We start from the raw sequence: 25,922 nt of genomic DNA on the forward strand, positions 1-25,922 counted from the left end.
GTTCAGATTCGAAACTGCTTTTTTTTGGAAATTAACATCTAAAACCATCAGGATGTCCGGAAGTTTTGTAAAGAGTTAGTTCGTCTTTCCAGCTATGGTGATGCCCTCTTTATTTAAGTAAAGGAATACCTTTTTTTTAAGTTTTGATAAACCTACATCAATTGCCTCTAGCTTTAACTGGAGATTAAGAATTGATTAATAACAAAGAGGCATTAGCCGAAGCTTTTAGAGTCAGACTATAGTCTCTGAGCCTTTCGAAATAACCTCCGGTAAAAACGGAAGCAATTCAAATAAAACTAAGGTTATTTGTATTTAGATTGCAATTAAACAGAGTAATTAACTAGCAATCGGAACTAATTAAAAAGCTAAATCCACTCCTCATGAGTAGTGAAATCATCCGGAAAATACGTAAGATATTGTACCATTCTTGGACTTTTTCCTTTGTTTGCAGTAGCGCAGTGAGGCAATGTATTGTTCCATATAATAAAATCGCCTGCGTTAGCGCTAATGGGTTTAGGTTGCAATGTCGTAGTGGCTTTCTCTCTTGGATTTTCGTTGGGTTTGAGAGCAGCAAGCCAATTATCAATTTTATTATGAAAACCCGGTACACAATGAAAAGCACCATCATCAGGGCCGCAATCGGTGAGGTAGAGTAGCCCCTGAAGTCCAAACGGGATGGGTTGCTTTAAATTAGTATCCCAATGAAGAGGACTTCCCAGAAAAGTAAAATCTTCCGTTTCCGGCGGATTAAAACTTACCTTATCAATGGTTTTGTATATTTTGGTTGTATTGTAAAGTTGCTCATATGCCTTTTTAATTCTGGGAGAAAATCGGTTCCTGTTTAATGTTTCGTGATCCGAAAAATTAAGCATTAATCCCTTTTGGTTTTCATGTCTTATGTACCAGGTTTCTTTATTGTTGGGATCCATTTTTAAGAATTCCCAAATAGCTTGCTGTGTCTCTTCACAATCTTTTTTTGAGATCGCATTTTTTACAATGACATAGCCATTTTGATTCCAAAATTGTAAATCTTCTTCAGAAAGAACCTTGTTTGCAGTCTCTTCAAGTTCAATAGTTTCCTTCTTTTGATTGGCATTGATCCATTTTTTGAATGTTTCGAAATCAGGTTTTTCAAAGTACAGGAATTGTATAGTGTCTTCCATACTGATACCTAATTGATATAAGGTTTTAATTTCGTTGTTCCAGCTTTGTGTGCTATTTGCAATAGAAGAACCGGAAGGATTCAGAGTGCGCTCCCATAGTTTTTCAAGAATAGTCCAGGGCATATTTTATAACAGTTTATGGATTTGTAGTTTTAAAGTTGCTTTATTTGAAAACTAATTTCTCAGCGCATAAATAATCCGTAGAATGATGAGATAGTTTCAATACTATGGTTTGAAACAGATTTACGGTGAATTCAAAAATAGCATTTTTAAAGTTTTCGGTTTAAAGTAGAAATACCTGTTTTAGTCGCAAGAATAATTAGCCTTCTGCAATACCTGTCATCAACAAGAAACAAGTAACTTTTCTAATTTCAATTGCTATCTTATTCCAAATGTAAAGTAGGTGACAGTCTCCTTTTTTTAAAGTGCTTAATTTTGAAATATAAATTAAATACTATGAAAAATACTTTTCTTTTACTGTTTGCAATTCATTTTAAAATAAGAATAAACCAAGACCAAAATAACTTTATAACCAACCCAAAGTAAATCTCATTAATCTGTGAAATCTGTGGCAGTTTTTTTCGTTTTGCCATAGATCTCACAGATTAATGGGATTCTTTTTTAGTACCCATTTACTATTTAAAGTCATTTTATTAAGGAACAACCATTATGGTAGTAGAATGCTATTTTCGCTAAGCTAAAAAAATACGCCTAGTACGACAAGCACAAAACAAACTATCCGGCCATAAAAATAAAAAAATCCGCGTTTATCCGCGTTTTCACGATAGTGAATCCGTTACATCAGCGTCCAAACCCCCAGTTAGTTTATATTCCAACGATCAGCAGCTATTTTCTGATATTTAGAATATATTTGCTTTGCCATAACTAAAAACCGAAATGAAAAAAATCCGACTGTCCTTATTATTTACGTTCACAAACCTTTCCCTCATTTTGGCTCAAACCATCCAACAAGAGCTATATGACAGTCCGGAGAAAACTGCCGGAGTACATTATGCTTATCCCGCCCAAAATATTATCGCACCCACAGCGTTGCCAAAAGGGTATCAAGCGTTTTATATCAGCCATTTTGGACGTCATGGCTCTCGTTATTTGACAAGTGATGCAGAATATAAAGAGGCATTAGATTTATTTGAAGAAGCCAATAAAAACAAGGCACTCACAAGCTTAGGCGTCGATGTTCTAAAACGCTTGCAACTGCTTTGGAAAGAAGTTGAATTTCGCGGAGGAGACCTCGCTCCACTAGGACAAAAAGAGCAAAGAGGAATTGCAGAACGTATGTACCAACAGTACCCAAAAATCTTTGCAAAAGATGCTCAAATAGAAGCTAGCGCCACAACAGTAGTGCGTGTTGTACTGAGTATGGATGCTTTTTGTGAAAGACTAAAAGAAATTAATCCCAAGTTACAGATTACGCGCAATGCCGGTATAAAATGGCAGCGGTATCTAAACTACAATACACCCGAAGCAACTGCTTTTAAAGCTGCTAAAGATACCTGGAAAAAAGAGTTCCTCGAATTCGAAAATAGACACACGAACCCTGATCGTTTGGTAAAGTCGTTATTCTCAGATGCGGACTATGTGTCAAAAAAAATCGATGCCGCTACCATGATGAAAAAATTATTCGCCATCGCAGGAGGAATGCAGAATATAGAAACAAAGCTCACTTTTTATGATTTGTTCGAAAAACAAGAACTGTTTGATTTATGGCAAACCACCAATTATCGTCAATACGTGAGCGATGCGAATGCCGCAGTCAACAACGGGATCATGTTTGAGAATCAGAAGCCGACCTTAAAAAATATCATTGAAAGCGCGAACACAATGATTGCATCCAAAGGCAAAGGCGCTACTCTTCGTTTTGCCCATGATGGTAATTTAATTACACTGGCAATGTTACTTCATTTAGACGGAAGCTACAACAGCGTGTCCGATCCTAATACGTACTACGAAGCATGGAATAATTTTAAGATAGCACCAATGTCAGGAAATATACAAATGATGTTTTTTAGAAAGCGTAAATCAGATGACATATTGGTAAAATTCTTTCTTAATGAAAAAGAAATCCTGGTTCCGACTATAAAGACAGATATAGCACCGTATTATCACTGGAAAGATGTAGAAGGGTATTATAAAGGACTGCTTTCCATTTAAGGTCCAGTTGAATTACCCCACAAGGAGCTACAAAGTCCCTCACGCAGATTTTGCAGATTAATCAGATTGTTTGATCACAAAATAAAAATATCAGCATAACCCTCTAAATCTGCGTGAAAAAATACTCGGAAAACATAAAAATTACAATGATAGAAAGTCTTAGCATGCAGTTTCGCTCTTACTCGGAACTTTAAAAGAAACTTTGCGATTTTGCGACTTCGCGAGTAAAATCAGCGTCCTTTATAAAAAAAAAGCTGTAAACCTTGCGATTAAAGCAAGAGCCATAAATATAGCTTAGATTTCACGGAAATAAAAACCAACGGCCAAATTCATAATTGGATTTGGCCGTTGGTTAAAAAGTTTTAATTATCACAGAAAGAACCTATTTGCTGCAAATGTCTTTCGGTTTGGTATTTATTAAAGTTGTCCCATGTTGGCGGAACCGTTGTTTTTTGTCCGTACATCGCATCCAGACAAATATTATTGTCTTTGTACTTGTCATGCAAAACAGTAAGAATTTTAAAGAAAAATTCATCCAACAGTACGATTGCTTCAAATTCCTCTTTTAGCATATTGTAATTACTGTCTGACGGATTTAATAGTTGTAATAACTCTAAAACCTCCTTCTTTTCATCTTCGTTGATTTCGGTTAAATACCCCATCTTTAAGCTTCTGTATACTAAATTGTTCCAGGCCTTACTGTCGTGACCCCATTGAACATCAGGAAGATTTAAAGAATGCTCACAGATTAGAATAATAGAAAAAAGTACATCATCAAGATATTTCGCAGGAAATTCGTCAAAACTTCTGAATTCAAAACCACTTTGGTACATCTTCTCCTGATTAAAATCAAGACCAATTTCCGAAAGCATTTCATACTCCATTTCAGCTTCGATCTGATCGCGCCACCAGACATTATCTTCTTTTTTAAACTTTAGCAGTTTTCTGAAATTATCAACGTTATAGGTTAAAATTTTACCTTTTGGCATTGTTTTATGATAAGTTCCAACACCAATATAACGGGACATCGCATTTCTCATCGAACCTAAAGTAAACTTTTTGTCCAAATCGTATTTGTCACTTATTACGCCCATAATGTCCGGACTGCCAAGGGTAGCGATAAAAAACGGCTCAAACCATTGTAATAAATAAATAGCATTGCCATGTGTTTTTTCAAAATCTGTATAATCTGTAATTCTACTGTCTTCTGTTAAAGTTGGCAAAGTAATATGAAAATGATAAGTACCATTATTAAACAAAACCAGGTTTTCCTGATTGGTCATAAACATATTAAGTCCATTGTTGTACTCCGGGAAATTTAGCTTTCCGTTTAACACAGAAGACTCATTGATTTTATCTATAAATAACTTTTTAGTAGCTTTTAATTCCCTGCACGAATCAACTACGGTTCGATTTTCAAAATATTTAGTCACAAATTCTATAGAATCGCCATCAAAATGAACAGACCCCATCGTTTTGTTTCTCTGACTGATCATACTTTGAATGTTGTAGGGTTGCGCCTCAAGGAAAAGCTCCATAATCGATTTTCCAAGATAATCGGGGTTTGCAAGTGGTTGTGGAGGTGTAGCACCCGATTCCGGAGCACCGGCCAATGCTTTTACAGCCGATAATGTTTTGTGCTGATAGTTTTTATCCAGTTTTTCAAGCGAATGACTGTTGATCATTCGGCTTACTTTATAGTTTTCAGTTGTACCAAAAGCCCTTTTTAATACAGGAGCTAAGCTTTCCGGCTTGTAGCATTTTCTATAGTCAATACTGTATTTCTCAAAGCCAATCTTTTCTTGTATAAATTCACCAGTAACTATTAGGGATTCTTCAAATTGCATATAGGTTTCGTTTTCTAATCCTATTCCCCAATAATATTTTTGTGTCTGATTGTCTTTCATTTATACTAATTGTCTTTTTTTATGGTTAATTATATTTTTAGAAGCATTGTTTGGTACTTCAAAATAAAACTCAAATCAATTTAAAATCAGGCACAAGAAGTCTTAACGGATTAAACAGAAGTTGTAATATCCATTAAAAAAGTATTGCTTTACTTTTAAAATTACAGAATTATATTTTTTAGTTTTAGAAATTTTACAGCTGTATCGAATGAAAGGCTTATAAAAAGTAAAATTTTATAGTGAGGTTATAAAATTACTACCGTTACTAATTGCTTTTATATCAATAATTTAAACAGATGAATAGCGTAGTTGCAACTTTGGCTATTTTTATTTTTTCCGAGCTGCGAAATTAGTTTTTTATTTTGATATTTCCAAGCAGTTAATTCATTGATAATCAATAATTTTTTGATGGTTTAGATAAAGAAGTCTATTTTTTTCTGCTAAGGGTGATAATAAAGCACATAGGAGGAGTATAATTCATCGTTCCACCAATCTTTTCTAATCTCCGAAAAGTAGTTGTAATTTGACTTCCCGGCCTGTGATTGCAGGGGATAAACGACTACACCATTTTCACGATACGCTTTGTGCAGGTCGGTTTCAGGGACAACAGGGACAATATGCCCCGAAAGTCCTTTTTCTCTTCTTTTGGCACAAATTATTCCAATACCGCCTTCAGTATTTACTTTGTTCTGAATTTCATCGACAGTATCGATTTTTTGCCAGCCAAAATCAATTCCCCATTCCGGAAACCAATCGTGCAGGGCACTGGAATAAATACGGTCGACAGTTTCTTCAAATATAGCCTCGACATCCTGTCCCTGTTTTAATTTTTCGAGAGATTCAGCCGTCCACCAAACCGTTGGGAGGTATACTTTATTAAAATAGCAATAGTCATAAGAATACACATTACAATAGGTATCTTCTTCTGTTTTCTGGTATCTGAGATTAGTTTCGACATTTAACTTGTCAATTAATCGGATAATACTTTCTTTTTTGCTGACAGCATCCGTCAAATCTCTAAAAAGAATGCTGGAATCGTCAATAGGGGTTTCCTTCATTTCCTGAGTATCCAACTGAGATTGCGGATTAGGTAGTAAATCTGCTTTTTTTATATGTTTTTTCGATATTGTATTGGTATCCAGAGATATCGGTGCTGTTGCTACGGTGTTATTTTCCATCTTGACTGCTTATAATTGATCGGCCAAACGCTGCGGGATTTAATTATTCGTGCAACGCAATTGAGTTGGCTAAAAAGTAAATATAATAATTTTATACTTGATCGGAGAATTATAAGAAAATAAGCTGATATAGAAGCAAATATTAACATTTTAGGCTTTTTTATACGTTGCATTGTAGCTTTGATAACTAAACAAATGAACTAAGAAAAAGAATAAAGCTTTTCTTTTTTCTCAAGCTCCGTATTAAAGTTATCTATAACAAAATCCGCAAGACTGGTATCAACTCCGTTGTTATTGTCATTTGTAAAAGCTATGGCTAGCATACCCGCACTTTTTGCTGCCTTAATTCCGGAAAATGAATCTTCAATAGCAATACAATTGACAGGAGCAATGCCTAGTTTTTTCGAAGTGGTTAAGTACACTGCAGGATCAGGTTTTCCATTTTTTTCATCCTCCGAAGAAGAAACACAATCAAATAAATGTGTTATATTGAGTTTGTCAAGTACAACAGGTATAATGCTTGCCGGAGAATTTGTTGCCAAACCAATCTTAAATCCTTCCGACTTAAGTGTTTCAATATAGGTTTTTATACCCGAAATAACCAAACCTTCTTTTATGATTAGCTCGGTTACTTTTGCCACCACTTGTTGTTCGGTCGCTTCAAGAGTACTAGCTGTCCATGGAAATTTTTCGTGCCAGAATTTTGCAACTTCGGCAGTGGTCATTGTTTTTGTAAGGATCGCCATTTCTTTTGTAACCGTAACTCCCAACGAAGAGAAAACTTCAAATTCAGCTCTTTGCCAAAGAGGCTCAGAATCAATTAAAACACCATCCATATCAAAAATCACTGCCTTTATTTTATGTTTTTCCGTCATTGTTTAGAAACTTGGTTAATAGTGCGAAAAATAGTCTGTTGTATGATGTGTGGATAACGTAACCTTAATTCTGCTAAATTACTCAAAGAAATAAAGTTGCATTCAAACCTTTGTAAATTTATTTTTTCAGTTACAATTCGTGTGAAATTATTTATAGATGTGTATTTCTGATTTTTCTACGGATAATTCTTTCGGTCTTGCCATTTTTAAACGTACACACAAGAAGAAAAATATTGCGATTCCTGCTGCAATAATAAAAAATCCGTTTTTATCCGCGTCTTCGCAATAGCGAACCCGTCCAATACGTGTCCAAATACGTCCCGCAAAACACACCCAAAAAGGCGCTATTTTTTATGAAATATTTTTTCTGCGTACCATTTTCAAACTTCGTACATTTGCAGCTTAGAAACCTGGCGACTTAAGAGTCCGGAACCGCAAGAATATGATTGAAATAGGAAAATACAACACACTTACCATACTACGTGATACCAAAGTAGGTTTATTTTTAGGGAATCCCGAAAAAGACCCTGAAGGAATTCACGATATATTATTACCCAATAAATACGTTCCAAATGAATTTGAAATAGGCGAAGAGCTGATTGTTTTCGTTTATTTAGATCATGAGCAGCGCCCGGTCGCCACTACACTAGAGCCTTATATTTTATTGAATGAGTTTTCTCTTTTAAGAGTGAATTACATCAATCAAGTAGGAGCCTTTATGGACTGGGGAATGGAAAAAGACATATTGGTTCCGTTTAAAGAGCAGGCTCGTCCAATGGAAAAAGGGAAACGATACTTGGTTTACCTTTATATGGATAAAAAAACCAATCGTTTGGTAGCTTCAAGCAAAACGAATCAGTTTTTAAGCAATGACTCTTTAACAGTTGAAAAAGGAGAGGAAGTAGATTTGATCGTTTCGCATATTACTGAAATTGGTATCAATGTGATTATCAACGAAAGACACAAAGGATTGTTGTATAAGGATGAAGTATACGATGACGCCATAAGAACAGGAGACAGAATGCGTGGTTTTATTAAAAACATTCGTCCTGACAACAAAATAGATGTTGCTTTGCAAGCGCAAGGGTATCAGAGCATTGAGCCCAACGCAGATAAAATATTGGACGAATTAAGAGCAAATCGCGGATTCTTGCGTCTGAACGATAATTCGCATCCTGAGGATATTAAAACGGTTTTGAAAATGAGTAAAAAAACGTTTAAAAAAGCAATCGGAGCTTTATACAAAGAAAAACTCATCGAAATCAAAGAAGACGGAATTTATCTGATAAAGGATAATTAGACGGCTCTAAGTTAGCTTCACAAAAAAAAACCAAATTCCATAACAGTATTGGAATTTGGTTTTTTTTATGAAACAAAGTTTTGTTATCTGGAAAAAGCAGATAGTACAGAGTATGAAGGATACTTTAATTTTCGCCAATAACAGGAAACAATTCATGTGAAAACTCAATAAAAGAACATAAAGAATGGTTTGATAATGAATCATTTCATTCATTGGAGCAGGTAACAACAAAAGTATATTTTATTTGTAGGAAAAAACTAATAAGTATCTTTGATTCAAGTATTTTGCCACTTATTAAGTACGTACTTACGCTTATATGCTTTTGCCTTGTTTGCTTGTGTTTTTAACATAAATTTACTTATTTTTTTAAGTTATTAACCTTTAACATCAAATTGGAAGATAATTAATTACAACCTTGATATTTGATAACAAATTTTATAGAGAATAGTTCCGATTTTCTTTGATGAGACACACTTCATCCGTTTAGAATACGAATCGAAATATAGTACTGCAAATGAAAAAACAGCAACTATCCGTATCCTCAACTATAAAGTAAGTTTTTGATAAAACTGATTTTTAGAACTATTTAGGAGAATGAGCATGGAGTAAATTTCAGAATAAAAATGTTAAATCAATTAAAACTAGTAATTATGAAAAATTTAAATTCTTTAGTAAAAAATGATCAAAAACAGTTAGTATTCAAATGCATTTTTTTTATTATACTATTTTTATTATCAACGACGAGTTACAGTCAGGAGGGTATTACTCATGACGGAGGTGAGACTTATAGACAATTTATTTCTTCGAGCACTAGACTTGACCGTACATCTCTTCCCCATACCAATTTGGCTTTCATACTAGGTGACGCTACTAAACCTAGAGCCTCGAATAATTTTAGTTGGTGGGCAAATGGAGCCAGTAACAAAATTAATAATTTAATGATGAGTCTTGTCAAGTATAGTATTTTTGATGTACCTCTTTATACATTATCAATGCATGGGATTATTTCTGTACAAAACATGTATGATAGAAATGATATCGGGCATAATCTAATGTTCTTTGTAGATGACAAGAGATCTTACATACAAAGTAATGGAGATCAAGACGGATTGTATATTACCTCTACTACGGGCAATAAGATAGAGATAGGTGATCATACCGATGCGGTAGCGATCAATGCAAAGAACCTTATCATGGATTACGGAGGAGCTAATGACCTGGCGCAGGTTGCAATAAATGCAGGTAATCCGGTAAACGGAGCCGCTTTAACAGTTGGAGGGATGACTTACATTGGAAGTTCTAAGGTTATAGAATCGCATCCGGAAATATCAAATGACCTTAAAGAAGATTGTTCCCTTTTTGTTGAAAAACAAATTTTGGCAGCAGATTTAAATATCATTCCGAAACCCTATTGGAAAGATTCTGTTTTTGAAGGTGATTATAAGAAAATGGATTTAAATGCTTTAGAGAGTTATGTTAAAGAAAACAAACACCTTCCAGGTATAGTTTCGGAGAAAGAAGTAAAAGAAAAGGGATATAAAATACATGTTTTTAATGAAGGTCTTTTACAGAATGTTGAAGAGCTGCTACTCCATATCATTGATCAAAATAAGAAAATTACGGATCAGAGTAAAAAAATTGAGGTATTGAGCAGAAAGATAGAAGTTCTTGAAAAAGAAGGCAAACAGCATAAAAAATAAATAATACCTGGAATTTGATTTATTTTTTTGGTAACATAAAGAAGTCATACTTATTAATGATTGTAGAATTTAATCGGATTGAATTATGAAAAAGAAAAATATCATTTTAGGTTTTATAGTTTGTTTTTCAGGCTTTATGTCTGCCCAAAAAACAGAAGGTAGTGGCGTTGTAAGCTATCCGAATAACAACATAAAGGTAGTTGGAGAGAAGGTATTTTGGTCTGTAAATCCCAAAACAGACAATAACAGTGAGTCTGATTTGCTGACCATATACTACAAAGGACTTTACAACCGTCGTAACAGCTACTTGAGCGGTATTAAAGGAACCATAGATAAACCCGGAGGTTACATCAAAATAGAGGCGCATGCCTACGACAGCAAGAGGGAGGGAGGGTTGCAGCTAGCGACAGATGATGATAAGACATTTGTAACCAGACCGATCTATAATGTAGAAATCACTCAAAGCTCCCCAAATGCATTTTCTAAAACAACAAAAGAGGTGGATTACCTATACTGGGATCGTGGCATGCACTCTCGTAAGGTCCCTACTGATGATATAAAAACATTGGGCGCCAGATCATTGAGTGCTCTTACGATAAACTGTGGAGGCATGGTTTGGAACTGGCTTAGGGCTTTTAGCCTTGTACGTTCTTCCTGCTCTTTGGAAATAGATGATGATAAACTGATACAGTTAGAAAACCAGCCTGTCGTGATAAAAATTACAGTAAAGGACGCTACCCTGTACGATATACGTGTTCCTGCTGTAGCAGATAACGAAAATTTGAAGAGCATAATACAAAAAGAGTATCCTTATTTTGTCATCAAAAAAGTAAATATAGAAGTCCTGGAGGCTCCGGAAGACAATAATCCGGCTAGTTTTTATAAAGATATGGTAAGAAAAGCATTTGATTGGGCTAATAAAGTGTATACAGCCAAAACAGGTATGATGCTGTCGGATGAAGCAGTGGTGTCGGGTGCGAAAGTTGGTAATGCAAGAATAATTTTCAAAGATATTGCTATCACCATCCGTAAAGGATTAAAGGAGGGCTATGATTCAGCTAACATAATAAATCACGGAGTAGATGGCGAAATCGATGTAAGGAGTATTAGTAAACGTGAGATATTCATCAAGTATGTGTCTAAATTAATCCCACCAAAATATAGTAGTTTTGCTAGTGGACTTACTTTGATAGCAAATGATAAGAAAAATAGCATAACTAAGGTTTTTACACTTTTAAGTTATAATATCCCGGCAGATTTAGACATTTCACCTGAGCTTCAAAAAAAACTTTCACCCGCTCACGAGTTAGGGCATTATTTTAGACTGAAGCATATTTTTGAAGGTGGCTGTAATGGTCCAAATGATAAAATCAGCGATACCCCTCCTGCGGAACAAAGTGGAACGCAATTCTATAAAAACTGTATCGCTCCTATTCAATGCGGAGGACATAGAAGATTAATAGAAAATATAATGGATTATAGTAATTGCCAATTTATGTTCACCCCGGGCCAGGTTAAAGTAATGAGAAATTCTATTAGAAATGATTATCCTGAATTATATACTACTCAAAGATCGACGGATGCCGCTATTAATATAGACCTTAATATTACCGTTAGAGATTTAAGACCCGGTAAAACAGACAGGAGTAAGAGAGAGGCTTCAGGAATAGAAACTAAAGAACTGAAAAATAGTATTATATACCCTAATCCTGTAAAGGACGTTTTGAATATTTCCGGTATTGACATCGAAGAATATGTAATTTTTGATGTAATGGGAGAGATGACGCAGGCCGGAAGAACCCGTAAAGGGAAGATTGATGTGAGTTCTCTTTATAAAGGATTATATATCATTAGACTAAAGAATACTAATAAGAAATTTATTAAAGAATAGTGATGTTGTTAATCTGGGAGTATTCTATTTGTTTTCCTATACAATGTTTGATAATTCCTGTATTTTATAGATAGAGTTTTGTTATTGTAACCCGTTGGGTGAAATTATTTGAAGTAAATGAAAATGATCAAATATTAGTTAGTATTATGTAAATCAATATTTTGAAACCGAGAAACAATCGATATCGATGTCAAATATAGTTAAAAATTATTCTAAGGTTTTAGAAGTTATAAGCTCTTAGGTATGAATCGGTTTTTAAATCAAGAGTTGGCAGAATCGGTAAGATGTCTTACTTAGTGGTAGTAGCGTGTAGCCAGAAAGATGAATTTATGTATATTGACAGTGAAAATTCACTTTTCAAATAAAATAATCCAATTATGATTTCCAACTTTTAAGCCTGATACATGATTTTACTTTATTCTGATAGTTAAACAACAAGAAAGGCTACCCATTACAAGTAGCCTTTCTCTTTTTTATTCTAGTTTTAAAAAAAATTGTAATTAAAAAAAAACAGAAATAAAATAATTCGAATCCTTTAAAAGATTAATAGCTTTACAAATTTTAGAAATTACTCTTTTATCGGGTATGTCTTTAAACAATCAATACATTTATCTTAAAAGCAAAAAATCAAATTCACGGCTCAGCCATTGGTTGTATAGAATAACTTTTGGAAAGTAGGGTATTAGTATTTTTTCCTCTTTTCGTATTCATTTTTGTACTAACGAATATACATTTCCAGCATTTAACCTTAGGTGTTACTATTTCCTCCTTGAAGTTTTAACAAATGCAAAAATCATTTGCTCATTAATTAAAGGTTTACTAACAAAAACCCTAAAAAAACGAGCGACAAAATTTTTAAATTTTCTCAAAAAAAAGTCATTTTTTAGGTTAATAAATCAGTGAAAGAAAATCAATCAAATAATAACAAAATAAAATGTATCTTGCTGATTATAAGGGTGTAAAATTAATTATTTTTTTTTAAAACAAATGTTAAATAGTGTTATTTTTTGTAAGTAAATACCAATTGGTAATATTTACTACGTGTTTTGCTCAACACCAAAAAACAAATAGTGTAGGTAAAAATGTAAAAATGGTTTATTTTTACACTATAAATTATTAAAATTAAACAAATAGAAATGGATTGGATAACTGCCAGAGAATTTGAAGATATAACCTATAAAAAATGCAATGGAGTTGCAAGAATTGCTTTCAACAGACCAAATGTTAGAAACGCTTTTCGCCCAAAGACAACTTCAGAATTATACCAGGCTTTTTACGACGCACAAGAGGATACTTCGATTGGAGTAGTCTTACTTTCTGCAGAAGGACCATCGACTAAAGACGGAGTGTATTCTTTTTGTAGCGGAGGAGATCAGAATGCTCGCGGACATCAGGGGTATGTAGGCGAAGATGGTCAGCACCGTTTGAATATTCTGGAAGTACAACGTTTGATTCGTTTCATGCCAAAAGTTGTTATTGCCGTTGTTCCGGGCTGGGCTGTTGGTGGGGGACATAGTTTGCATGTCGTTTGTGATATGACTCTGGCAAGTAAAGAACATGCTATTTTTAAACAAACCGATGCCGATGTAACCAGTTTTGACGGCGGTTACGGATCGGCGTATCTGGCCAAAATGGTAGGACAGAAAAAAGCGCGTGAGATTTTCTTTTTAGGACGTAATTACTCTGCTCAGGAAGCAATGGATATGGGAATGGTAAATGCAGTTATTCCGCATGACGAACTGGAAGATACCGCTTATGAATGGGCACAGGAAATCCTTCAAAAATCGCCAACCTCTATAAAAATGCTAAAATTCGCCATGAATCTAACAGACGATGGAATGGTAGGACAGCAGGTTTTTGCCGGAGAAGCAACCCGTTTGGCTTATATGACCGAAGAAGCAAAAGAGGGAAGAAATGCTTTTCTTGAAAAAAGAAAACCAAATTTCGGAGAAAACAAGTGGCTTCCCTAAAGATATTGTAGATTTTAGATTGTTGATTTTTTAAGTCTTAAAATATTGCCTCAGTCACAATCTATAATCTGAAATGTTAAACAAAAAAATGATTTGAGTTAAGAATCTAAAATCTAAACTCAAAAATCTAAAATTAAATAAGAATGAAACATTGGATTGAAGCCGCAAGATTACGCACGTTGCCATTATCAGTTTCCGGAATTATAGTTGGAAGTATTTATGCGCTATCCAACCCAACCGAAACCATAAATACACCAACAGAAGTATTTAGTTGGAAAATTTTAGGTTTTGCACTTTTAACAACACTTGGTTTACAGGTTTTATCCAACTTCGCAAACGATTATGGCGATGGAGTAAAAGGTACGGACAATGAAGATAGGGTAGGTCCGAAAAGAGCGATTCAGAGTGGTGTTATTACACCTCAGGAAATGAAAAAAGCGATCATAATTACTTCAATTTTAACTTTATTATCTGCTATTACTTTAATTTATTTTGCTTTTGGTGAGTCGAATTTTGGATATTCGATCTTTTTTCTTTTACTGGGAATTGCTGCTATAGCTTCAGCTATTCGTTACACAGTAGGAAATTCGGCATATGGATACAAAGGTTTTGGTGATGTATTTGTTTTTGTCTTTTTCGGATTAGTAAGTACGCTAGGGGTTAATTTTTTGTATTCTAAAGAAGTAGATCCGCTTTTGATTCTGCCGGCTGTTTCAATTGGTTTGTTGAGTGTCGGAGTTTTAAACCTGAACAATATGCGTGATGAAGAATCAGATCGAAAATCAGGTAAGAATACTATTGTAGTTCAAATGGGAGGTAAAAAAGCCAAAAAGTATCATTTTGCATTGATTGTGACAGCAATGATTCTAGTGGTGGCTTTTGCTGTTTTAAGCGATTATCGTTTTGATCAGTATTTGTTTTTGCTGGCTTATATACCTTTAACAAAACATTTGATTACAGTTGCTAAAAATCAGGAACCTAAATTATTAGATCCGGAATTGAAGAAATTGGCATTGAGTACATTCCTTCTTTCAATTTTATTGACGGTGTGTATGATTTCTTTAATTTCAGACATTATCGTTAATCTCTTCTTAGGAGGAAGATAAAAGAAGTTCAATTTAAAACGTTTACAAAAATGAAAATTACTTTTTACGGGCATGCATCTTTAGGAATTGAAGTCGGAGGAAAGCACATCATTGTTGATCCTTTTATTAGCGCTAATCCGCAAGCATCAAATATTGACATCAATACCTTAAAAGCTGATTATATACTCTTAACACACGCACATGGCGATCACGTTTTAGATGTTGAAGCTATTGCTAAACGAACCAATGCAGTTATTGTTTCGAATGCAGAAATAACAGATTATTATTCCAAATTAGGTTTTACAGCCCATCCGATGAATCACGGAGGAAGCTGGAAGTTTGATTTCGGTAAAGTAAAATATGTGAGTGCTATTCATTCGAGTTCTTTTCCGGATAGAAGTAATGGTGGAAATCCCGGAGGTTTTGTAATTGAAGGCGAGCATAAAAACATCTATATCGCCGGAGATACTGCACTTACAATGGACATGAAATTAATTCCGCTACGAACCAAATTGGATTTGGCAATACTTCCAATCGGAAATAATTTCACGATGGATGTAGAGGACGCCATAATTGCATCAGACTTTGTAGAATGCGATAAAATTTTGGGTTATCATTTTGATACGTTCGGTTATATTGAAATCGATCACGAAGAAGCGATTCGCAAATTCTTCGGTAAAGGCAAAGATTTAATGCTCCTTGAAATCGGAGAATCAATCGAATTGTAAAAGATAGTATTACTTATCATTTGTAAGTACAAAAAATCACAATCGAAAATTTATTCAAACCCGTTGGGTATTATTAATTCAAGTTACTAGTTGATTATTTTGTTTAATTGCATTCAGAAGACAAATAAGGGAAGTTTTATTTGAATTGCCTCCAGTTTTAACTGGAGCTATTTTAGAAAGCTACAAAGGCTTTAGCCGAAGCTTCAAAAGATTGGGCTAAAGCCTCTTTATCACTAATCAATTCTTACCTCCAGTTAAAACTGGAGGCAATTGATATCGTCTTTTAAAAGTGATTTTTTTCTTTTTTAATTAAAAACTTGAATTAATTTAATAAACACATAGAGACATAGTTTTGATAAAAAAGACGTAGTCTTCATTCATTTAAAATTTCAATTGTCAGTCTTAGCGAAGTCGAAGACCTCATAATTTGACTATGTGACAGAAATGAGCTTCTTTTTTGAATTTTTTTTCAAAAGTAAAACCTATGTTTCTATATGTTAATAATAATTTTTACAACCCGATCGAAAGTAATTGCAGCAAGCATATTTATTCAATTAAAATAATAAATGGATAGTACAAAATACACATGTGAATGTTGTGGAGAACAACACGAAGGTTGGCCGGCACTCACCTATATTTCACCCGATAATTATTCATGGCTTTCTGACAACGAGAAAGATGAAATCGCTTTAATTGATGAAGATTTTTGCGTTATTAAACGTCCCGATCATGTGGGCAGATTTATACGTTGCGTGTTATTTCAAGAGGTCAATGATCATTGCGAAGATTTGGAATACGGGCTTTGGGTTTCTCTAAGCGAAAAAAGTTTTCAGGATTATTTGGATAATTTTGACAACAAGGAACATGAAACGCAGTATTTTGGGTGGCTGAGCAATGGTTTAAAAGGCTATACTTTTTCAGAAAGTGTTCCGACAACTGTAGTAACTCAAAGAGGAAATAACAGACCGGTAATTTTCCCGCATAAAGAGTATGACCATCCTTTTGTTAAAGATTTTTACGAAGGGATTACAAAAACAGAAGCAGAGAATAGAATTCAGGATATGATTAATACCAGTAAGCAAAATGCTTAAGATGATGACTTTAAAAAAAATAGTGTTGGTTGTTTTAGGGTGCTTTTTTAGCAATATCTACGCGCAAAAAGACGGATATTGGGACAAAGAGAGAGCAACCACAAAAGAATTTTTAGTTTCTGCCGGTGATCGATTCACGGTAAACACAGAAGATTTCCCAGTTGGAACTACCGAAGTAGTATACAGAATTACACTTTTAGACAAAAATCAAGAAATGGCAAATAGTTTGGTTTCGTTGCTAAAAGCCATACCGGATCCTTACGGAATCGGACAAGGCTCAGCAGGTGCCGTTTTTTTAATGTCAAAAATTTCCGGTGATGATCAATGTACCTATTCCATTTTTACTTCAAATGAAAACGCAAAAAAGTATGTAACTGATGGGAAAACGAGTACCGCCTGTTTCGCACAGGTACAGCCGGTTAGCAAAGACGCAAAACGTCTTTCCTTAGACAAATCCTCTTGCTTAAAAGAAAATACGACTACAATCTGGTTTGGTTTTGAAAGTAAAAATTGGATTTTAAGTCAAAAAGTAGTTTTAGAAGTGGTGCCTTGGGTCGACACAAAACTCAATCGCGGTTGGAATCAGGACAATAAAAATGAAATTATCAGTTCATGCAAAACCTCTACAATGGCTCAGAAAATGGCCAATTCGGATGATTTTTGCGTTTGTATTCTGAATAAAATAATGAAGCAATATCGCTATTCTGAATTTCAAAAGCTGTTGCCGATCGAAAGAAGTAAAGTATATAAAGACTTTGGAGCTGCCTGTTTTAATGACGTCGCTATTTCTAAAAACGTATACAATGATTTACACAAACAGATTGCTTCTTTAATCAAACAACAAAAGTACAATGAAGCTATTCCAAAATTAAGTACTATAATCAATGATGGAAAAGCAACTGCATTAGATTATGCCTCAATTGGATACTGCTATATTTTGACAAAACAGTACGCAAAGGCGGTTAAGTTCCTGAAAGAAGGCGAAAAAGTAGACGATACAGAGCTATTGGTAAAACTTAATCTTGCACACGTATATCTTTTGAGCGACGATTACAGTGCAGCAAAAGCGATCTACAAGAAGTATCAGAATCAGAATGTAACAGACAGTCTAAGCTGGACAGACAGAACAAAATTAGATTTTGCTTCTTTCCAGAAAGCCGGTATTAAATCTGAAGATTACGACAGGATTTTAAAACTCTTAGAGCATTAAAAAAAATGAAACATATAAGTGATATAAGAAAATACAAGCTTGGCTTTTGGCTAACATTTGAAGCAGTAACAGCATTTAAAAGCCAAGATTTAAAAGCCTTTTAATCACTAAAAAATCACCATATAAGAAGATACAAGGTAAATTTTCCGCAACAGTAAAATGAACTCACATAACTTATATGGTTTAAAACACACACAGTATTGAAAGCCACCTACCACAAATACATGCTCGAGTTCAAACGTCCGTCAGGAACCTCAAGAGGTATTATGACCGAAAAAGAAACCTGGTTTATTGTTTTGGAAGAAAACGGTAAAAAAGGAATCGGGGAGTGCGGAATTTTAAGAGGCCTTAGCGCTGACGATCGTGAGGATTATGAAGAAAAATTAAGTTGGGCTTGCCAAAATATTCACTTGGGCGAAACAAAACTTTGGGAAGCTTTACTGGAATTTCCCTCCATACAATTCGGTATAGAAATGGCATTTTTGTCGCTTAAAAGCGATAATCCATACGTGTTATTCCCTTCTGATTTTACCAATAACACAAAGTCAATACCGATAAACGGACTGGTTTGGATGGGTGAACCGTCTTTTATGAAGCAGCAAATTGAAGAAAAACTGGCTGACGGCTTTAAATGCATAAAACTTAAAATAGGAGCCATTGATTTTGAAAAAGAATTAGAGTTGTTGCAGTTTATTCGAAGTCATTTTTCTGCAGAACAAATCGAAATCAGAGTTGATGCCAATGGTGCTTTTGCATTAAGTGAAGCTTTAGATAAACTAGAGCAGCTTGATAAATTTCAACTACATAGCATTGAGCAGCCCATTAAGAAGGGAAACGCTATAGCTATGGCTGATTTATGTAAAGAATCACCCTTTCCAATTGCTCTGGACGAAGAACTGATAGGCGTGTTTTCAGCAGAAGAAAAAGAAAAGCTGCTACAAAGCATCAAACCACAATACATTATTCTTAAACCAAGTTTTATTGGCGGTTTTAGAGGAACTAAAGAGTGGATTGATTTAGCAAATCGTTACCATATTGGCTGGTGGATAACATCAGCTTTAGAAAGTAATATTGGACTAAACGCAATCTCACAATGGACGTTTTTGCAAAACTCAGAAATGCCACAAGGTTTGGGAACCGGTGCGTTATATACCAATAATTTTGATTGTCCTCTTGAAGTTTCTGACGGTCAATTATGGTACAATAAGGCTAAGGACTGGTCATCTGATTTTTTTGACAAAGCATAAAAAAAACTGGTTTTCGGCCAGTTTTTTTTCGGTTATTCAAAATTCGGTTTTAATCGGGTTGTAATTTTCTCTAACACATAGAAAAATAGCTTTAAAAACGTAAAAAGGCAAATTCGGAAGTAAGAGTCCCAAATCTGAGTCATGATTGACTTTGTCTTATTCTAAATGTGCCTGTTTATGATGAAATGACAGCCCTAGAAGGGCGTTATATTTATAGATAGAATTTTAAATAATGATATTAACCTCCAGAGGAGCGGTACGTCCAGTATATAGCCGCTCCTCTGGAGCTCCCGTTACGTTGAAAATATTTACTATAAATATGTCGCTACTCTGAAGCTTAAAAACGCAGCTATGTGATAATTTTTTCTTTCGCTAAGAAAGATTCAGTTTATTCTTTTCCTCCAATATGACTATCTTGCCAGTCTTTTAATTCCTGCCATTTTCCCTGATACGCCAGCAAAGCTTGTTTGGACCAGCTGCCGGGATTATGAATGGCATAATTTTCACCCGCTTCGTCTAAGATTGCTTGTAATTTCTCAGTTGATGCTGCCGACAGTTCCTGCCAGGTTTTGATTCCGGCATTATTAAACAGGACTTCAATTTTCGGTCCGATTCCCTCTACAATTTTAAGATCGTTTTCTTTTATTTTTTTTCCAAAAACAGTTGCCGCCAGATCCTTGTCAAATAACAATACAGGTGCAGTAGCTGCAAATGATTGTGCTGTTGAGTTGATAGTTGGTTTAGCGGCCAGTTCGGCTTCGAGAGTAGAAATACGGGCATTTAGATTCTTAGTATTGGCTTTGCAGGCATCCAGATCAGCTTGTAAAGACAAAGCTAGCGAATCATCACTTTTTGAGTTCATTTTTCCTAGTAAGTAACCTAAAATTCCACAGATTAACCCAACTAGCACAGGTATTAAGATACAAGGTATATTCATGATCGTATGTTTTGATTAATTATTTTATTGTAATTACAGTTCTTCTGTTTGATGCTTTACCTTCACGGGTACTGTTATCGCCAATTGGTTCGTCAGGCCCTTTTGATTCTGTTTCGATTTGTGTCTTGATACCATTCTTAGTCAGGTAATTTTTAGAAAAGTCAGCTCTTTTTTGTGCTAAAGCAACATTAGAATCGCGATTTCCTACATTATCAGAATGACCGACAATTAAAATTACCGCCTCTTTTTCGTGCTGGGTGTATTTGGCGATATCTGCTACTTTTTGCTTATCGTCAGCATTTAATATATTTCGGGATTTACTGGTGCTAAAATGAAGCGTTAAAGGCGTAGCATTGATTTTTTCTTTTAAAAGACTCCATTCGTCATTTGCGACAGTAGTGGTATCCACAGCCTCAAATTTATACGATATCGGTCCAAACAAAGTATCCGCATTGGATTGCCATTTTTCAATAATTTCACCTTTAGTGTCAAGCTGAGACCCTGCTAAACCTTTAGAGACAAAATAATTTTTAACATCATTCGCTCTGGCTATACCAAGATTTTCAAATTTGGTAGTATTGGTTTCGTCGTTTGTAGCATAACCTGTTATGGTTATTTTTTGTTTTGGATTTGAAATTAAAAATGCCTTTAGTTTTTCAATTCCAATATTTACAGAATCACCAATGGGGACGAGTGCGGCAGCATTATTTTTAAGGAATTTGATATTCTCAGTGGTTTGATAATCAATTCCTGAACCGTTTAAAACAAAAGGAACAAGAGAAGCGTTCGGAGTCGTCACAATTGGTTTTTCGATAGGATCAATTGTTTCAGGTTTCGTACAATTGCAGCAAAATTTCAAGTACAAAAAAGTACCTAGAATAATGGTTATTGCAATGCCTAATAGGTAAAGTGCTTTTTTAGACATAAGTATGAAGTTAAGGTTCAATCAAATTTAACCAAAAAAATAATACGTAATACATTAATAATCAGTTATTTTAATGTTTTTATTTTGATTATGAGGGAGTTATGAAATATCGACCGAAATAATGAGTTTATGTATTTTCAATTCCGATATTGAATTAAGTTGTTGCAAGGAATTGGTATTAATTATGATAAATATATAGAGCAGCAAAATTTCTCACGCAGATTTGCTTCGTCAGTTCGCTATTGCTCGGGTGGCAGATTGTGGAGATAGTTATATCTCTATGTGTCAAAAAATAATTACATCCTACGAGTTAAATTAAGTAACTTGCATTGAAAATTAATTGAAACATTAAAATGATCGAAATCGAAAGAAAGTTTCTTGTAAAATCAGATGATTTTAAAGAACAGGCTTTTACTCAAAATAAAATTGCTCAGGGATACTTAAGTTCAATTCCGGAGAGAACAGTTCGTGTTAGGATTAAAGGTCAAAGAGGATTTATTACCATTAAAGGTATAGGTCATCAAGGCGGGATGTCTCGTTTTGAATGGGAAAATGAAATTCCGATTGAGGAAGCTGAGGAGTTACTCAAACTATGTGAAAAAGGTAAAATTGAGAAAACCCGTTTTGAAATAAAAGCAGGTAATCATGTTTTTGAAGTGGATGAATTTTACGGAGACAATGAAGGATTGGTAATGGCTGAAATCGAATTAAAGTCCGAAACTGATTCTTTTGAAAAACCGGACTGGCTAGGAGAGGAAGTAACTAACGATCCGAGGTATTACAATGCCTATTTGAGTAAAAATCCGTTTAAAAACTGGGAAAAGTAATTGCTTTATGACAGAACATTACGATTTGATTATTGTAGGAGGCGGTCCGATTGGTTTAGCCTGTGCTATTGAAGCCCAAAAGAAAAACTTACACTATTTAATCATCGAAAAAGGGGCAATTGTAAATAGTATCTTCAACTATCCCTTGTACATGACTTTTTTCTCTACCGCAGAAAGACTGGAGATTGGAGGGATTCCTTTTAATTGTTTAGCTCCAAAACCGGGTCGTCAGGAAGCTTTGGAATACTATCGAAATATCCACCGGTATTTTAATTTTTCTATTCATCTATTTGAAAGAGTTACCGAAATAGTAAAAGAAGAGAATGAATTGTTTAAAATCAGTACAGACAAGAGAATATATCAATCGAAAAATGTCATTATTGCAACCGGTTTTTATGATCTTCCAATAAAGATGAATGTAAAAGGAGAGGAGTTGTCCAAAGTACGTCATTATTACAAAGAAGCACATGAATATGCTTTCAGAAATATTCTTGTTGTCGGCGCTAATAACTCTTCTGTAGATGCGGCATTGGAATGTTGGCGAAAAGGAGCTAATGTGACGATGGTAATCCGTAAAAACGAAATCAATAATCGGGTAAAATATTGGGTTAAACCGGATATCGAAAACCGCATTAGTGAGGGAAGTATCAAAGCTTATTTTGAATCGAATATTATCGATATTCAGGAGGATATAGTCAAAATTGAAACACCAAACGGAACAGTAACCATTGAGAATGATTTTGTTTTAGCCTTAACGGGTTATAAACCGGATTTGAGTTTTCTGGAAAAAGCTGGAATTCAATTGTCAGACGATGAGCTAAGAACTCCAACGTATAATCCCGAAACCATGGAAACCAATGTAAAAGGTCTATTCCTTGCCGGAGTGGTCTGTGGAGGAATGCACACTCACAAATGGTTCATTGAGAACTCACGCATTCATGCCAGCATGATTGTGGATTATATTACTACGGAGTAAAGTAAGGTTAACACAAATTTCACGAATTTTCACAAATCAGCTTATTTTAAACGCAAGATTCGCAAAGTTTTTGCAAAGTTGCGAAGTTGCAAAAAATTCGTTTTATGCACGCAGATTTAGCAGATATTTTTTAGTAGCTCGATAAAGCAATCTGCTAAATCTGCGTGAAAAAAAGTCTACACAAACATAGGAGTCCGTAAAGCTTTACCTAAAAAAACATATTTTATATTTGCGAACCTTGCGTAAATCTTTGCGCCCTTTGCGGTTAAAAAAGAAAAGGTCACCAAGGTTTTTAGAAAATTCATAGCAAAAATTACCACAGACTAAAAGATTAATCCATTAAATCCTTTTAATCTGTGGCAAAATCAAGTATTACAAGTAAAAAAATTAGTGAAAATTAGTGAAATTCGCGGCAAAAAAACATTAAGAACTACAAGATAGCATAGAGCACCCAACTTTAGAACGCGCCCAATCCGGTCTTTTTGCAAACCATTTTTCCATTTCCGGTTGTTCGTCGTATGGCGTTTGAAGTAAGGAATACAATTCATCAACCAAAGAATAATCCCCCTGATCTGCAGCATCAATACACAATTGAGCCATATAATTTCGTAAGACATACTTCGGATTGACACGATTCATTTTTGCTGCTCGATCCTCATCCGAAAGCGTTTCTTCACTTAATCTTTTTAGATACAACGCAAACCAGGTTGTCCAATTTTCTAATACATTATTGGTAATTTCTTCCGGAACATAAAAGGCATCCTGAATTTTTGTAATTGCATTTTCAACAGTATCGTCTTTTTTTATACGACTTAAATTTCTAAAAAAGAGCGTCATATCAGTTTCAGACAATTGCAAATTAGCTTCTAAATTTGTAATTAATCCACTGTTAGTTTCAGTTAAAGTAAATAGCCCTATTTTGCTTAAAAACATGTTTTTATAATCAGAATCAAAATCGTTAATAAATGATTCTAAAATATCTTCTAAAGGTTTTGCTTCATTGATAAGCGGATAAAGCGCATTGGCCAATTGATACAAATTCCACTGGGCAATTTGCGGTTGGTTTCCAAAACGATATCTTCTGTATTGACTGTCTGTTGTATTGGGTGTCCAGTTTGGATCATAGTTTTCTAACCAACCATATGGGCCATAATCAATAGTAATTCCGTGAATAGACATATTATCCGTATTCATTACTCCGTGAACAAAACCGACTCTTTGCCAATGTAAAATCATTTCACGGGTGGTGTCAGCTACTTTTTTAAAGAATTGTAAATACTGTTCTTTAGGCTCTCCGTTAATTTCAGGAAAGTAATGTTTGATGGTGTAATCTGTAAATTGTTTTAAATTTTTCAGCTCGTTTCTTGAAGTTAACATTTCAAAACTTCCAAAACGAATGAAGGAAGGAGCTACACGACAAACAATAGCACCTTTTTCGAATGCCGGATTTCCGTTGTATAAAATGTCGCGCAAAACTTCATCACCGGAAAGCATTAAAGAAAGCGATCGGGTAGTGGGTACACCTAAATGATGCATAGCCTCGGCACATAAATATTCTCTGATAGAAGAACGTAAGACTGCCAGACCATCAGCAGTTCTGGAGTAAGGCGTTTTTCCTGCTCCTTTTAGCTGAAGCGTAAAAAAAGCGTTGTTATGTTCTACTTCGGTTAAGTTTATGGCTCGACCGTCACCCAATTGGCCTGCCCAGTTCCCAAATTGATGCCCTGCGTAACACATGGCATAAGGACGGGTTTTAGGAAGGATCTCCTTTCCTGAAAAAACGTTTAAAAAAGATTCAGATTGTATCTTATTCTTAGCAATCCCTACCAATTCAGCTACAGATTCTGAAGCATGAATTAATGTTGGATGAGAGGGCTTTGTTGGATTTACATATGAAAAAAGCGCATTAGAAACCTGACGAACTTCATTGGTTTCGTTAGGATCTGCGGGTAATTCTGCTGTAAATCTGTTGTTTATTTTTAAATTTTTCATTCTGGTGTTATCTATTTTTTACCACAGATTAAAGTGATTAGAGGGATTTTTTTTTATTCTATCGGAATTCTTTATAGATCGAATATAAATTCATTAAAATCGCTTCAATTTGCGGCAAAAAGGGTATTAATCGACTAATTTGTCAGCGTATATTTTTCTTAATTTTCGAACTTTCGGATCAATCACTACCTGGCAATAACCCGCTTCCTGATTGTTGTTATAGTAATTCTGATGGTAATCTTCGGCCTCATAAAACACTTCAAAAGGCTTTAGTTGTGTTACAATCGGATCAGCATATACAGGTTTAACTTCTTCAAAAACCTGTTCTGCGATTTCTTTTTGGGTCTCATCATGATATAAAATGATCGAACGATATTGTGTTCCGCTATCGCCTCCCTGACGGTTTAGTGTCGTGGGATCGTGACTGGTCATAAATATTGTTATTAAGTCATGGTATGAAATTATGTCAGGATTAAAGGTGACCTGTATCACTTCGGCATGTCCTGTTCTTCCGGTACAAACTTCGCGGTAGGGCGGATTTTTAATAAAACCATCTGAATATCCTGATTTCAAGGTCTCGATTCCCTTCAAACGTTGAATTACAGCCTCAATACACCAAAAACATCCACCTCCAAAAGTTGCCACTGATAAATTTTCCATAAAATAGTATAGTTTAAGTTCTTATTGCCCTATTAATCCGATAGAATATTATGATAATTTTTTATAAAAAAGACTATTTAGTTAAAGA

20 protein-coding genes are annotated in these 25,922 nt (G+C 34.7%); 12 read left to right on the top strand and 8 right to left on the bottom strand.

The genetic code is table 11. From position 1 onward, the window contains the following. Window positions 1-365: 365 nt before the first annotated feature. Window positions 366-1,286 (bottom strand): phytanoyl-CoA dioxygenase family protein, encoded by a 921-nt coding sequence (locus G3A47_RS13225; protein WP_166923052.1) that lies wholly within the window; start codon window positions 1,284-1,286, stop codon window positions 366-368. A 774-nt stretch (window positions 1,287-2,060) separates the two neighbouring features. Here G3A47_RS13225 and G3A47_RS13230 point away from each other — a divergent pair. Continuing rightward, window positions 2,061-3,335, top strand: a complete 1,275-nt coding sequence (locus tag G3A47_RS13230; RefSeq protein WP_166923054.1) for a histidine phosphatase family protein — start codon at window positions 2,061-2,063, stop codon at window positions 3,333-3,335. Window positions 3,336-3,697: 362 nt separating this feature from the next. Here G3A47_RS13230 and G3A47_RS13235 read toward each other — a convergent pair whose 3' ends face one another. The 3 genes from G3A47_RS13235 to hxpB all read right to left on the bottom strand — a co-directional run bounded on the left by G3A47_RS13235 (window position 3,698) and on the right by hxpB (window position 7,295). Then, the gene (locus tag G3A47_RS13235) at window positions 3,698-5,242 is read right to left on the bottom strand and encodes a hypothetical protein (RefSeq protein ID WP_166923056.1); all 1,545 of its coding nucleotides are present in this window, start codon (window positions 5,240-5,242) and stop codon (window positions 3,698-3,700) included. A 440-nt stretch (window positions 5,243-5,682) separates the two neighbouring features. Continuing rightward, window positions 5,683-6,420 carry a hypothetical protein gene (locus G3A47_RS13240; protein ID WP_166923058.1) on the bottom strand — a complete coding sequence of 246 codons (738 nt, stop codon included), beginning with the start codon at window positions 6,418-6,420 and terminating at the stop codon, window positions 5,683-5,685. Between the two features lie 200 nt (window positions 6,421-6,620). Next, the gene (gene hxpB / locus G3A47_RS13245) at window positions 6,621-7,295 is read right to left on the bottom strand and encodes a hexitol phosphatase HxpB (RefSeq protein WP_166923060.1); all 675 of its coding nucleotides are present in this window, start codon (window positions 7,293-7,295) and stop codon (window positions 6,621-6,623) included. Window positions 7,296-7,737: 442 nt separating this feature from the next. Here hxpB and G3A47_RS13250 point away from each other — a divergent pair, with 442 nt between their 5' ends. The 9 genes from G3A47_RS13250 (at window position 7,738) to G3A47_RS13290 (ending at window position 19,517) form a co-directional block, all read left to right on the top strand. Beyond that, window positions 7,738-8,595 carry a CvfB family protein gene (locus G3A47_RS13250; protein WP_166923062.1) on the top strand — a complete coding sequence of 286 codons (858 nt, stop codon included), beginning with the start codon at window positions 7,738-7,740 and terminating at the stop codon, window positions 8,593-8,595. 650 nt (window positions 8,596-9,245) lie between these two features. Next, on the top strand, window positions 9,246-10,295 hold the full coding sequence (locus G3A47_RS13255) for a hypothetical protein (RefSeq protein WP_166923064.1): 1,050 nt from the start codon (window positions 9,246-9,248) through the stop codon (window positions 10,293-10,295). Between the two features lie 85 nt (window positions 10,296-10,380). Beyond that, window positions 10,381-12,186 (top strand): zinc-dependent metalloprotease, encoded by a 1,806-nt coding sequence (locus tag G3A47_RS13260; protein WP_166923072.1) that lies wholly within the window; start codon window positions 10,381-10,383, stop codon window positions 12,184-12,186. A gap of 1,136 nt (window positions 12,187-13,322) precedes the next feature. Further along, a complete protein-coding gene (locus G3A47_RS13265; protein WP_035681238.1) occupies window positions 13,323-14,156 on the top strand; it encodes a 1,4-dihydroxy-2-naphthoyl-CoA synthase in 834 nt (277 codons plus the stop codon). Between the two features lie 143 nt (window positions 14,157-14,299). Further along, entirely contained in the window at window positions 14,300-15,262 is a 963-nt protein-coding gene (menA, locus tag G3A47_RS13270) for a 1,4-dihydroxy-2-naphthoate octaprenyltransferase (protein ID WP_166923074.1), read from the top strand. Between the two features lie 29 nt (window positions 15,263-15,291). Further along, the gene (locus G3A47_RS13275; RefSeq protein WP_166923076.1) at window positions 15,292-15,969 is read left to right on the top strand and encodes a metal-dependent hydrolase; all 678 of its coding nucleotides are present in this window, start codon (window positions 15,292-15,294) and stop codon (window positions 15,967-15,969) included. Window positions 15,970-16,535: 566 nt separating this feature from the next. Then, window positions 16,536-17,060, top strand: a complete 525-nt coding sequence (locus G3A47_RS13280; protein WP_166923078.1) for a DUF2199 domain-containing protein — start codon at window positions 16,536-16,538, stop codon at window positions 17,058-17,060. 1 nt (window position 17,061) lies between these two features. Continuing rightward, window positions 17,062-18,270: a tetratricopeptide repeat protein gene (locus G3A47_RS13285; RefSeq protein WP_306783636.1), complete on the top strand. Its 1,209-nt coding sequence runs from the start codon at window positions 17,062-17,064 to the stop codon at window positions 18,268-18,270. Window positions 18,271-18,470: 200 nt separating this feature from the next. Next, complete coding sequence (locus tag G3A47_RS13290) at window positions 18,471-19,517, top strand: o-succinylbenzoate synthase (protein WP_166923080.1); 1,047 nt, start codon at window positions 18,471-18,473, stop codon at window positions 19,515-19,517. Window positions 19,518-19,905: 388 nt separating this feature from the next. Here G3A47_RS13290 and G3A47_RS13295 read toward each other — a convergent pair whose 3' ends face one another. Both G3A47_RS13295 and G3A47_RS13300 read right to left on the bottom strand, forming a co-directional pair. Next, entirely contained in the window at window positions 19,906-20,454 is a 549-nt protein-coding gene (locus tag G3A47_RS13295) for a hypothetical protein (RefSeq protein WP_166923082.1), read from the bottom strand. A gap of 19 nt (window positions 20,455-20,473) precedes the next feature. Beyond that, complete coding sequence (locus G3A47_RS13300; RefSeq protein ID WP_166923084.1) at window positions 20,474-21,379, bottom strand: OmpA family protein; 906 nt, start codon at window positions 21,377-21,379, stop codon at window positions 20,474-20,476. A 353-nt stretch (window positions 21,380-21,732) separates the two neighbouring features. Between G3A47_RS13300 and G3A47_RS13305 the strand changes: the two genes are divergently transcribed. Then, complete coding sequence (locus G3A47_RS13305) at window positions 21,733-22,206, top strand: CYTH domain-containing protein (RefSeq protein ID WP_166923086.1); 474 nt, start codon at window positions 21,733-21,735, stop codon at window positions 22,204-22,206. A gap of 7 nt (window positions 22,207-22,213) precedes the next feature. Further along, entirely contained in the window at window positions 22,214-23,182 is a 969-nt protein-coding gene (locus tag G3A47_RS13310) for a YpdA family putative bacillithiol disulfide reductase (protein ID WP_166923088.1), read from the top strand. 423 nt (window positions 23,183-23,605) lie between these two features. Here G3A47_RS13310 and G3A47_RS13315 read toward each other — a convergent pair whose 3' ends face one another. Then, on the bottom strand, window positions 23,606-25,174 hold the full coding sequence (locus tag G3A47_RS13315) for a protein adenylyltransferase SelO (protein WP_166923090.1): 1,569 nt from the start codon (window positions 25,172-25,174) through the stop codon (window positions 23,606-23,608). A 126-nt stretch (window positions 25,175-25,300) separates the two neighbouring features. Next, window positions 25,301-25,834, bottom strand: coding sequence for a peptide-methionine (S)-S-oxide reductase MsrA (msrA, locus tag G3A47_RS13320; protein WP_166923092.1), 534 nt, complete (start codon window positions 25,832-25,834; stop codon window positions 25,301-25,303). Window positions 25,835-25,922 lie beyond the last annotated feature (88 nt).

The sequence above is a fragment of the Flavobacterium poyangense genome, from assembly GCF_011751075.1.
Taxonomy (GTDB): Bacteria; Bacteroidota; Bacteroidia; order Flavobacteriales; family Flavobacteriaceae; genus Flavobacterium; species Flavobacterium poyangense.